We start from the raw sequence: 11,463 nt of genomic DNA on the forward strand, positions 1-11,463 counted from the left end.
ACGACCGTGCGACGCCCCGGGCGGCCCGCCTAGGCTGCGCCCGTGCCCCTGCCCGACCCGTACCCCGCGATCTACCGCCGCCTGCTCACGCGCGTCGACCCCGAGGAGGCCCACGTCGCCGCGCTGCGGGCCATCGCCGCGGCCGGCAGGGTCGAGCCCGTGCGGCGCCTGCTCAAGGCGACGGTCGGGCGGGCCCCCGCGGTCCCTCTCGCGCCCGCGCCCCACGGCCCGTTCGCCCGTCAGGTGCCGTCCGTCGTCGGTCTGGCCGCCGGGATGGACAAGGACGGGCGCGCGATCCTCGGTCTCGACGCCCTCGGCTTCGGGTTCGTCGAGGTCGGGACCGTCACCGCGCACCCCCAGCCCGGCAACCCTCGCCCGCGGATGTGGCGCCACCCCGAGCTCCACGGCCTGCGCAACGCGATGGGCTTCAACAACGCCGGCGCCGACGTGCTCGCGCAGCGGCTGCGCGAGATGCGCTCGACCCGGCAGGGTCGCGGCGTCGTCGTCGGGGTCAACATCGGCAAGTCCCGGGTCACCCCGGTCGAGGACTCCGTGGCCGACCATGAGCACTCGGCCCGCGTGCTCGCGCGGTGGGCGGACTACCTGGTCGTCAACGTCTCCTCGCCCAACACGCCGGGCCTGCGGGAGCTCCAGCACGTCGACGCGCTGCGCCCCATCCTCACCGCGGTCCAGCGGGCCGCCGACGACGCCGCGGACCGTCGCGTGCCGCTGCTGGTGAAGATCGCGCCCGACCTCGCGCCAGCCGACGTCGACGCGGTCGCCGACCTCGCGCTCGACCTCGACCTGGCGGGCGTCTCGGCGACGAACACGACCATCGACCACGACCTCGGCGCCGGAGGACTGTCCGGCTCCCCGCTCACCCTGCGCTCCCGGGAGATCGTCGCGCGGCTGCGCGGGCGGCTCGGGCCGGACCGGGTGATCATCGGTGTCGGCGGCATCGGCTCCGTCGACGACGCCCGGGCGATGCTGGGTGCCGGCGCCGACCTCGTGCAGATCTACTCGTCGTTCGTCGAGCAGGGCCCGTTCCTGCCGGGCAGGCTCGCGCGCCAGGCATGACCGGCGTCCTCGACGCCTTCGGAACGATCGGCGTCCTCATCGGCGCGGGCGCGCTGCTCGCCCACCTGGGGATCGTCGACCTCGGGGTGCAGCGCGCGCTGAGCACCGTGGTGTTCTGGGTCGCGGTCCCGGCCCTGCTCGTCGGGGTCGTCGGCGCGGCCGACCTGGGCGACATCGTCTCCGGCGCCGCCCTCGCCCAGCTCCTGGCGGTCGTCGTCGCCTCCCTCCTGGTCGCCGTTCCGGCGCGCCTGATCCTCCGGCGCGACCTGGTGAGCACGACGGTCGCCGCGTCGCTCGTCGGGTTCGTCAACGCCATCAACCTCGGGCTGCCGCTCGCGATCTTCGCGCTCGACGACCCCACCGTCGTGGTCCCGATGGTGCTGATCCAGCTCGTCCTCGTCCAGCCGCTGATGATCACGGTGCTCGAGGTCTCGCGGGCCCGGCGCGGCGGGGCGGGGGAGTCCCGCGAGCAGGGGCGGGGCGCGGACGCTGCGAAGGCTCGGGGCGCCGGGCCCGTCCGCGCCGCCCTGCAGACGCTGGCCAACCCGATGCTGCTCGGCACCGCCGTCGGTATCGTGCTCTCGGCGACGGGCTGGGAGCTGCCGACGACGATCGACACCCCGCTGTCGATGCTCGGGGACATGACGATCCCCGCGATCCTCGTCGCGTTCGGCATCTCGCTCCGGCTCGGCCCGCGGATCGGCGAGGGCGGCTGGGCCGAGGTCGCCTGGATCACCGTCGTCAAGCTCGTCCTCATGCCGGCCGTCGGGGTCGGGGTCGCCCTCGCGCTCGGGCTCGACCGGACAGCCACGCTCGGGGTCGCGGTCGTCTGCGCCCTCCCGGCCGCCCAGAACATCTTCGTCATCGCCGGCGAGTACGGCCGCGGCGAGCAGCTGGCCCGCGACGGCATCGTCGTCACCACGGTGCTCTCGTTCCCGGCGATCCTCGGTATCGCGGCGGTCCTGGGCTAGGGGCGCGAGGCCCCGCGGACCGCTACTGCTTCGGCCGCACCGGCTCCCCGCCGATGCGCACCTGCGGCTTGGGCTGGCGGAGGAAGCGGGGGTACATCGAGCGGATGAACGCGTACCAGACGGTGCCCTTCTGGTAGCGCGCGCCGTGCTCGGCGACCAGGCGGCGCTTCATGAGGAACACGGCAATGACCGACGTGACGATCGACAGGACGAGGAGCACGTACATCGACATGACGATGACGCCCTCGTAGCCCGGGAAGAACTGCCCGACGATCAGCATGCCGAGCATGATGACGAACGCCCCGGGCAGGAAGATCTGCGAGGGCAGGAACTTGGCGTCGATCCAGTCGCGCGCCGCACGCCGCGCGGGCCCGCGGTCGCGGGCGGGCAGGTAGCGTTCGTCGCCCGTCCGCATCGCCTCCTGCTGGAGGGCGAACGCCTTGTTGCGCTCCGCCTTCGCCCGCTGGCGCGCCGCCTTGCGGTCGTTGACGACCAGCGGCTGGCGGTTGCGGGCGGCGGCCTCGGCCTTCGTCGGCGTGGGGCGGCCCTTGCGCGGCGTGGTGCCGGCGGCCGGCCGCTCGTCCACGACCTCCGGGGCGGCGCCGTCGTCCTCGGGCGCTGCGGGGGACGCGTCTGTGCGGCGAATTCTCACCTCAGCAGGGTAGTCGACCCGTCCGGCGGCCCGGGAGGGTGGCGGCGTGGCTCCGGGCACACGGACCGCGCCGGTCGCGGGTGGCCGGTCGGGCGGGACGCGAGGACCGGAGGGACCGGCTCCCGAGGTCGTGGGGTGGGGCTGGGGGCGTCGGCGGGTGGACGCCGTGGGGAGCGGCCCGCGCCGCGTCGCCTAGCCTCGTGGCGTGACCATCGACGACCTCATCGCCCGTGCCGAGCAGGACTACCCCCGGGTCCTCGCCGAGCTCTCCGAGCTCGTGACCATCCCGTCCGTGTCGAACCCCGCGTTCGACCAGGCGGCCGTCCGCGTGAGCGCGGAGGCCGTCGCCGGGCTGCTGCGGGGCGCCGGGATGCAGGACGTCCGGATCGCGGAGGCCACCACCGACGACGGCGCCGTCTCCCGACCCGCTGTCCTCGGCCACAAGGCGGGCCCTCCCGGGGCGCCCACGGTGCTGCTCTACGCGCACCACGACGTCCAGCCCCCGGGCGAGTCCGCCGGCTGGTCCACGGACGACCCGTTCGTCCCCGAGCTGCGCGGCGACCGGCTCTACGGCCGGGGCGCGGCGGACGACAAGGCGGGGATCCTCGCGCACGTCGGCGCGCTGCGGATCCTCGGCGACGACCTGCCGGTCAACGTCACCGTGTTCGTCGAGGGCGAGGAGGAGATCGGGTCGCCGACGTTCCGCTCGTTCCTCACCCAGCACCGCGACGCGCTCGCCGCGGACGTCATCGTGGTCGCCGACTCCTCGAACTGGGACGTGGGCACGCCGGCGCTGACCACCTCCCTGCGGGGCGTCGTCCAGGTCGAGGTGGAGGTCCGGGTCGCCCACCACGCCGTCCACTCCGGCCTCTTCGGCGGCCCCTCGCTCGACGCCGTCACCTCCCTCGCCCGGCTCATCTCGACCTTGCACGACGAGGACGGGGAGGTCGCCGTCGACGGGCTGCACGTCTCCGACGCCGAGCTCGTCGACTACCCCGAGGAGAGTTTCCGGACGTCATCGGGGATGCTCGACGAGGTCCGGCTCGCCGGCTCCGGGCCGCTCGCGGCGCGCCTGTGGAACAAGCCCGCGATCGCCGTGATCGGCCTCGACGCCACGCCCGTCGCGACGTCGTCGAACACCCTCATCCCCGCGGCGCGTGCCGCGATCTCGCTCCGCGTGGCGCCCGGGCAGGACCCGGCGGAGGCCGCCCGCGCCCTCACCGACCACCTCGAGTCCCGCGCGTCGCTCGGCGCGCAGGTGACGACGACCGTCGTCGAGTCCGGCCCGGGCTTCGACGGCAGCGGTGGCGGCCCGGCCACCGAGGCGGCCGAGTGGGCCCTCGCCCACGCGTGGGGCCGGCGCCCCGTCCACCAGGGCATGGGCGGCTCGATCCCGTTCATCGCCGACCTCAAGGAGACGTTCCCGCACGCGCAGATCCTCGTCACCGGCGTCGAGGACCCGGACTCGCGGGCGCACTCCGAGGACGAGTCCCTGCACGTGGGCGAGCACGCCCGCGCGGTCCTCGCCGAGGCCCTGCTGCTCGCCCGGCTCGGCGGGACCCTGTAACCGTGCGGGTCCTGCTGGCCACCGACCGGGTCGGTGCTCTCCCGGCCCGCGAGGTCGCCGCCGCCCTCGCGCAGGGCTGGGGCGTCGAGCGGCCCGACGACGACGTCCGCGAGCTCCCGCTGTCCGACGGCTCGGCGGGCCTGCTCGACGTCCTGCCGACCGCCGGGCGCGAGGTCGTCGTGGTCCCCGGACCGCTCGGTGACGACATCCCCGCCGGGCTCGCCCGGACGGGTAGCACCTGGTGGATCGACGCCGACGACGTCCTCGGCGCCCGGCTCGTCGGCGGGCGCGTGGCGGAGTCGCTCGAGCGCGGCAGCAGCGCCGGGCTCGGGGTGCTGCTCCGGCACGCCGCCGCCGCGGGCGCGGGCCGGGTGGTCGTCGGCCTGGGACCGGCGGGCGTGCACGACGCCGGGTCCGGCCTCGTCCACGAGCTCGGCGTCCCCGGCCCCGACGAGGACGGCCACTGCACGATCGGCGGGCGCGGGCTCGACGCGGACGGGGCCGCGGGCGCGGGACCTGACTCGCCGACCGGTCCGGTGCCCGGCGACGCGTCGGCCATCGACGATCTCGCCGAACGGGTGCGCCGGGCGGCCGACCGGCTGGCGGGCCTCGACGTCGTGCTCGCTCTCGGCGTGGACGAGCCGCTCACGGGCCTGCACGGCACGGGGGCCCAGCTCGCCGAGCGGCACGGCCTGGACCCCGTGGCCGCCCAGGACCTCGACGGACGGACCGGCCGGGCCGCGGAGCAGATCCTGCGCGCGGCCGCCGACCTGCCGCGCCGGACCTCCCTCCCGCTCGCCGGACCGCCGGACGCCTCGGGTGCGGCGGCAGCGCACGCGGGCCACGCGCACGCCGCGCCCGCAGCCGACGCTCGCCTGACGACCCGCACCGACGGTGGCGGCGCCGGGGGAGGGGCGGGACTCGCCCTGCTGGCGCTCGGCGCCCGGGCGTTCGAGGGGGCGGACGTCGTCGCCGACGAGCTCGGTCTGGCCGACGCGCTCGACGAGCTGGAGGGCGTGGGACTGGTCGTCACGTCCGCCTCGGAGGTGGGCCCCGACGAGGCGCGCCGCTCGGTGCTCGCGACCGTCGGCCGGGCCGCGGCGGCCCGTGCGCTCCCCGTCGTCGCCGTGGGGCGCACCGTCTCGTCCTCGCGCCGAGAGCTCGCCCCGACGGGCGTCTCCGCCACCGCCGCGCTCGTGCCCGGCCGGCACCCGGACGAGGCGCCGGCGGCGGACGACCCGGTGGCCCTGCGCCGCGCGCTCGTCGACCGGGGCGCCCGGCTCGCCAGGACATGGTCCAGGCCCTGATTCTCTGACGTCGTCGGGTCGGCGTTGACGTGACGCATCCGCCTCTCCCGTTCCGGTGCACCGGAGACGTACCCTGTGAGCGCGGGAACAACGCGCGCCGAGCGGGCGTTGCACCCGGGACCGGCCCGGGCCGGAGACGAACTGCGAGGAAGGACGTCCCATGACGGACACGACGATCGACCAGGCGCACGGTGTCAACCTGAGCGACGGCGCCGCTGCCAAGGTCAAGAGCCTGCTCGACCAGGAGGGGCGCGACGACCTGCGCCTGCGCGTGGCGGTCCAGCCCGGCGGCTGCTCGGGCCTCATCTACCAGCTGCACTTCGACGAGCGCATGCTCGACGGCGACCTCGTGCGCGACTTCGACGGCGTCGAGGTGATCGTCGACCGCATGTCGGCCCCGTACCTCGACGGCGCGTCGATCGACTTCGCCGACAGCATCGAGCGCCAGGGCTTCACCATCGACAACCCGAACGCCGGCGGCTCCTGCGCCTGCGGCGACTCGTTCCACTGACCGGCCCCACGGCGCGCCGACGCACCCGTCGGCGCGCCGTTGTGCTGCCCGGACACCCCCAGACCCCGACCCAGACGGAGATCTTGTGCGCCGACCCATCCGACTCGTGACCGCCGCCCTGCTCGGCGCCTCCCTCGCCCTCGCCGGCTGCACCGGCTCGGACGAGGAGGAGAGCACCGACGGCTCCGAGCAGCCCAGCGACGGCGAGGCCGCCACGCCGGCCGGCGAGGACCTGCCGACCGTCAGCACCGAGGTCGGCGAGACCCCGGTCGTCGAGTTCCCCGGCAGCGGCGCGCCCGAGACCCTGCAGACCGAGGTCGTGGTCGAGGGCGACGGCGCCGAGGTCGGCGCGGACGACGTGGTTGTGGCCAACTACTCGGGTCAGATCTGGGACGGCGAGGTCTTCGACTCCTCGTTCGACCGCGGAGCGCCCACCGCCTTCTCCCTCAACCAGGTCATCCCGGGCTGGAAGGAGGGACTGACGGGCACCCACGTGGGCGACCGCGTGGTCATCTCCATCCCGCCGGAGGACGGCTACGGCGAGACCGGCCAGCCCGCGGCCGGGATCGGTCCGGAGGACACGCTGCTCTTCGTCGTCGACGTGGTCGACACGTTCGCGCCCGACGCGCAGGCGGAGGCCGACGCGACCCCGGTCGAGCCGGCCCCCGACCTGCCCGTCACCATCGAGGGGGACCTCGGCAGCGCCGCGACCATCGCGGTCGAGGAGGGCGCCGAGGAGCCCACCGAGATGACCACCCACGTCATCGCCGAGGGCTCGGGCGACCCGGTCCCGGAGACGCCGGGCAGCACGGTGGTCCTCCAGTACGCCGCCGCCTCGTGGGACGGCTCGACGACCGAGTCGACCTGGGAGCTCGGGTCGGTCATGGCTCAGCCCGTGGGCATGGGCAGCGTCGCCGACGCGCTGACGGGGGTCCCCGTCGGGTCCCGGGTCGTCGTCCTCGCCCCGGCGCTGGCCGAGCAGGGCGTCCCGTCGTCGGCCTTCGTCTTCGACGTCGTCGGCGCCGTCGAGGGCCCACCGGTCGAGGGCGGCGAGTCCCCGTCCGAGTCGGGCTCGGAGTCCGGCTCCGGCGCCGAGAGCCCGTCGGAGAGCGCCTCCTGACCCCATCCTCGGACCGACACCTCGGACGGCCCCCGGCAGCGCGCAGGACGCGCCGCCGGGGGCCGTCCCGTCGATACCCGGCCGACGCCGGGACGCCGCCCCACCGGGTGCAACACGCGGGATCCGATCGGGCGGGCGATGGCGACGCTGCGTCGTGACGGCGGGGTAAGGTGGCCCGGACGGGCCTACGTCCCGCTCCACCACGGCTGTGCGGCCGCTGCCCGGGGCGGACGGCCGGCCCAGCTGATCAAGACGTCGGGAAAGGTCCACCGTGCGGAGTACTCAGTCCCACAAGCGGCGAACGCCGCTCCTCGCCGCGGCCGTGACGGCGAGCCTGCTGCTCGCCGGCTGCGCGGGAGAGAACGGTCCCTCGGAGGAGGGGATGGGCCTCGACGTCGGCTTCCTGCCGTCGACGCGGGACATGACGGACAAGACCGACCAGCTCATCAGCTTCTGGAACGGGACCTGGCTCGCCGCCCTGGCGGTCGGCGCCGCCGTCTGGATCATGACGCTCGTGTGCATCGTCGTGTACCGCAAGCGGAAGAACGACGACCGCCTCCCGGTGCAGACCCGCTACCACGTGCCGCTCGAGATGATGTTCACGGTCGTCCCCGTGCTCCTCGTCGGCACGCTCTTCTACTTCTCGCAGTCCTCGACCGCGACGATGCAGGACACCTCCGCGGAGGAGGACCTGGTCATCGACATCTACGGCAAGCAGTGGAGCTGGGACTTCGTCTACACCACCGACGGCGTGTACTACTCCGGCGGCCGCATGGACCTCACCGGCGAGGAGGGCGTCGAGGAGACCCTCCCGACCCTGTACCTCCCGGTCGACCAGACGGTCGAGATCGTCGTGCACTCCCGCGACGTCAACCACGCGATCTGGATCCCGGCCTTCCTCTACAAGGTCGACATGATCCCGGGCCGGACGAACTCCTTCGAGCTCACTCCCACCCGCGAGGGCGTATACTCGGGCAAGTGCGCCGAGCTCTGCGGCGAGTTCCACAGCGAGATGCTGTTCAACGTCGCGGTCGTCCCGCAGGAGGAGTACGACGCGATGATGGAGGAGTACCGGGCGAACGGTTGGGTGGGCGATCTGCCCGCGGAGCTGGGGCGTGACTACGACCTGCCCCGCTACCCGGTCGAGAGCGCGAGCGAGGGCAACTGATGGCGACCACGATCGAGGAGTCGGCACACACGTCCGACGGCGGTGAGCTCGTCCCCGGGCTGCGACCGCGGAAGCAGTCGATGGGCAAGATCATCGTCGACTGGATCACCTCGACCGACCACAAGACGATCGGGTACATGTACCTGATCACCGCGTTCGTGTTCTTCGCGATCGGTGGTCTGCTCGCCCTGGTCATCCGGCTCGAGCTCTTCTCGCCCGGCCTCATGCTCCAGTCGGCGGAGCAGTACAACCAGTTCTTCACGATGCACGGCACGATCATGCTGTTCCTGTTCGCGACGCCGCTGTTCACGGCGTTCGGCAACATCATGGTCCCGTTGCAGATCGGCGCGGCGGACGTCGCGTTCCCCAAGCTCAACATGTTCGCCTACTGGCTCTACCTGTTCGGCGGCATCGTCGTCGTGGCCGGGTTCCTCACCCCGCAGGGCGCGGCGAGCTTCGGCTGGACCGCCTACACCCCGCTGTCGACCGAGGCGTTCTCGCCCGGACTGGGTGGTGACCTGTGGGTCGTCGGCCTCGCGATGACCGGTTTCGGCACGATCTTCGGGTCGGTCAACTTCATCGCCACGATCATCTGCTACCGCGCCCCGGGCATGACGATGATGCGCGTCCCGGTCTTCACGTGGACCACGCTCGTCACCTCGCTGCTCGTGCTCATGGCGTTCCCCGTGCTGGCGTCCGCGCTGTTCGGGCTCGGGTTCGACCGCGTGCTCGGCGGGCAGATCTTCAATCCGGAGGCCGGCGGGGCGCTGCTGTGGCAGCACCTGTTCTGGTTCTTCGGCCACCCCGAGGTCTACGTCATCGCGCTGCCGTTCTTCGGCATCATCTCCGAGGTCATCCCGGTCTTCTCCCGCAAGCCCGTGTTCGGCTACCAGACGCTCATCTACGCGACGATCGCCATCGCCGCCCTGTCGATGACCGTGTGGGCGCACCACATGTACACGACCGGCGGGGTGATGCTCGACTTCTTCTCGCTGATGACGATGCTCATCGCGGTCCCGACGGGCGTGAAGTTCGTCAACTGGATCGGCACGATGTGGCGCGGGAAGCTGACCTTCGAGACGCCGATGCTGTGGGCGCTCGGGTTCATGACCACCTTCGTCTTCGGCGGCGTCACCGGCGTCATCCTCGCGGCGCCCGCGCTGGACTTCATCCTTCACGACACGTACTTCGTGGTCGCGCACTTCCACTACACGGTGTTCGGCACGGTCGTGTTCTCGATGTACGCGGGCATCCACTTCTGGTTCCCCAAGTGGACCGGCAAGATGCTCAACGAGACGCTCGGCAAGATCACGTTCTGGCTGACGTTCATCGGCTTCCACACGACGTTCCTCGTCCAGCACTGGCTCGGTGCCCAGGGCATGCCGCGCCGCTACGCGGACTACATGGTCGAGGACGGGTACCAGCTCTACAACCAGATCTCGACGGTCGGCGCGTTCATCCTCGCCAGCTCGACGATCTTCTTCTTCATCAACGTCTACGTCACGATGCGCGGCCCGCGTACCGTGTTCGTCGACGACCCGTGGGGCTTCGGCAACTCGCTCGAGTGGGCCACGGCCTCCCCGGTCCCGCGGCACAACTTCACGTCGCTGCCCCGGATCCGTTCGGAGCGGCCGGCGTTCGACCTCCACCACCCGGAGGTCACCGCCATGGAGCACACGGCGCCCGACGAGTCGGTGCTCGCCGCGGCCGGCCACGGGCGACGATCGTCGACGAACGACCAGGAGGTCCAGCGATGACGGCGCAGCAGCCCGACGGGAGCAGCACGGACCCCATCGGTATCGAGGAGCAGCAGCGCGAGATCCGCCCCATGCGGGTCGAGATCGTCATGTTCACGGCGCTCACCGTCTTCTTCACGCTGTGCGGCGTCGCGTACGCGATCGTCGCGGACTTCGAGTCCGTCGGCACGGTCGGCTTCCTCCTGCTCGGCGGGATGAACGGCTTCGTCGCCGTCTACCTGTGGCTCACCGCGCGCACGACCGACGCGGCGACCCGCTGGGAGGACGACCCGTACGGCGAGATCGCCGACCGCGCCGGCGACATCGGCGACTTCGCCCCGCGGTCGTGGTGGCCGCTCGTGCTCGGCGTCGCAGCGACCTTCGGGTTCGTCGGCATCGCGGCCGGTTGGTGGCTCACCGGTATCGGTTTCGTCATCGCGATCGTCGGCGTCGCCGGCCAGATGTACGAGGCCAACCGCGGCATCCACGCGCACTGATCCATGGGCGCCACGGCGCCGCAGACGACAAACGCGCCCGGCCCTCCACGCAAGGAGGGGCCGGGCCCGTTCGTCGTACGGAAGGAGCGTCAGGCGACGACGAGGCCGCCGGCCGAGGCCTGGACCTTGGCGAGGCGCTCGGCCACGTTCTGCCAGTTCGCGATGTTCCAGAACGCCTTGACGTAGTCCGCCTTGACGTTGAGGTAGTCGAGGTAGAACGCGTGCTCCCACATGTCGAGCATGAGCAGCGGGAGCGTGCCGACGGGCACGTTGTTCTGCTGGTCGAAGAGCTGGAAGACGACGAGCTTGTTCGACACCGAGTCGAAGGCGAGCACGGCCCAGCCGGAGCCCTGGATCGACGTGGCGGCGGCGGTGAAGTGCGCCTGGAACTTGTCGAAGCTGCCGAACGAGTCCTTGATCGCCTCGGCGAGCTCGCCCTCGGGCTGGCCGCCGCCCTCCGGGGAGAGGTTCTTCCAGAAGATCGAGTGGTTGATGTGGCCGCCGAGGTTGAACGCGAGGTCCTTCTCGAGCTTCGGGGCCGCGGCCAGGTCACCGGACTCGCGGGCCTCGGCGAGCTTCTCGAGGGCGGTGTTGGCACCCGTCACGTAGGTGTTGTGGTGCTTGGAGTGGTGGAGCTCCATGATCTTGCCGCTGATGTGGGGCTCGAGCGCCGCGTAGTCGTAGGGGAGCTCGGGAAGCGTGTACGTCATGCATGTCCTCCATCGTCTCGCCGGCCGGGGCCGGGTGTGTCGTGCTCACGGGCTGCGGGCCCGCTCACCAGTTGCAACAGCACGTGCTCCCCATTGTTCCCGGTTCCGTGAGCCCGCGCACCTTCGGACCGGCGGGAGCGGGGAAGG

General features: G+C 72.5%; 11 protein-coding genes. 9 read left to right on the top strand and 2 right to left on the bottom strand.

Annotated elements, in window-relative coordinates; translation table 11 throughout:
• The first annotated feature begins 42 nt into the window (after nt 1-42).
• Together ACPYO6_RS02450 and ACPYO6_RS02455 are read left to right on the top strand one after the other, a co-directional pair.
• Nucleotides 43-1,077 carry a quinone-dependent dihydroorotate dehydrogenase gene (locus tag ACPYO6_RS02450; protein ID WP_425713302.1) on the top strand — a complete coding sequence of 345 codons (1,035 nt, stop codon included), beginning with the start codon at nt 43-45 and terminating at the stop codon, nt 1,075-1,077.
• A complete protein-coding gene (locus ACPYO6_RS02455; RefSeq protein ID WP_425713303.1) occupies nt 1,074-2,048 on the top strand; it encodes an AEC family transporter in 975 nt (324 codons plus the stop codon). Before ACPYO6_RS02450 ends, ACPYO6_RS02455 begins: the two co-directional genes overlap by 4 nt.
• A 22-nt stretch (nt 2,049-2,070) precedes the next feature.
• Here ACPYO6_RS02455 and ACPYO6_RS02460 read toward each other — a convergent pair whose 3' ends face one another.
• Nucleotides 2,071-2,700: a DUF3043 domain-containing protein gene (locus ACPYO6_RS02460; protein WP_425713304.1), complete on the bottom strand. Its 630-nt coding sequence runs from the start codon at nt 2,698-2,700 to the stop codon at nt 2,071-2,073.
• Between the two features lie 205 nt (nt 2,701-2,905).
• Here ACPYO6_RS02460 and ACPYO6_RS02465 point away from each other — a divergent pair, with 205 nt between their 5' ends.
• The 7 genes from ACPYO6_RS02465 to ACPYO6_RS02495 all read left to right on the top strand — a co-directional run bounded on the left by ACPYO6_RS02465 (nt 2,906) and on the right by ACPYO6_RS02495 (nt 10,606).
• The gene (locus tag ACPYO6_RS02465) at nt 2,906-4,267 is read left to right on the top strand and encodes a dipeptidase (RefSeq protein WP_425713305.1); all 1,362 of its coding nucleotides are present in this window, start codon (nt 2,906-2,908) and stop codon (nt 4,265-4,267) included.
• Nucleotides 4,268-4,269: 2 nt separating this feature from the next.
• Entirely contained in the window at nt 4,270-5,574 is a 1,305-nt protein-coding gene (locus ACPYO6_RS02470) for a glycerate kinase (protein WP_425713306.1), read from the top strand.
• 160 nt (nt 5,575-5,734) lie between these two features.
• Entirely contained in the window at nt 5,735-6,085 is a 351-nt protein-coding gene (locus ACPYO6_RS02475) for a HesB/IscA family protein (RefSeq protein WP_425713307.1), read from the top strand.
• An 85-nt stretch (nt 6,086-6,170) separates the two neighbouring features.
• Entirely contained in the window at nt 6,171-7,205 is a 1,035-nt protein-coding gene (locus ACPYO6_RS02480) for an FKBP-type peptidyl-prolyl cis-trans isomerase (RefSeq protein ID WP_425713308.1), read from the top strand.
• A 271-nt stretch (nt 7,206-7,476) separates the two neighbouring features.
• On the top strand, nt 7,477-8,373 hold the full coding sequence (gene coxB, locus ACPYO6_RS02485) for a cytochrome c oxidase subunit II (protein ID WP_425713309.1): 897 nt from the start codon (nt 7,477-7,479) through the stop codon (nt 8,371-8,373).
• Complete coding sequence (gene ctaD / locus ACPYO6_RS02490) at nt 8,373-10,130, top strand: cytochrome c oxidase subunit I (RefSeq protein WP_425713310.1); 1,758 nt, start codon at nt 8,373-8,375, stop codon at nt 10,128-10,130. Before coxB ends, ctaD begins: the two co-directional genes overlap by 1 nt.
• The gene (locus ACPYO6_RS02495) at nt 10,127-10,606 is read left to right on the top strand and encodes a cytochrome c oxidase subunit 4 (RefSeq protein WP_425713311.1); all 480 of its coding nucleotides are present in this window, start codon (nt 10,127-10,129) and stop codon (nt 10,604-10,606) included. The genes ctaD and ACPYO6_RS02495 overlap by 4 nt, the downstream gene beginning before the upstream one ends.
• Nucleotides 10,607-10,695: 89 nt before the next feature.
• On the opposite strand, the gene ACPYO6_RS02500 is transcribed toward ACPYO6_RS02495, so the two are convergent.
• On the bottom strand, nt 10,696-11,316 hold the full coding sequence (locus ACPYO6_RS02500; RefSeq protein WP_425713312.1) for a superoxide dismutase: 621 nt from the start codon (nt 11,314-11,316) through the stop codon (nt 10,696-10,698).
• Between the last annotated feature and the right edge of the window lie 147 nt (nt 11,317-11,463).

This window comes from Georgenia sp. Z1344, assembly GCF_049856295.1.
GTDB lineage: Bacteria > Actinomycetota > Actinomycetes > Actinomycetales > Actinomycetaceae > JB111.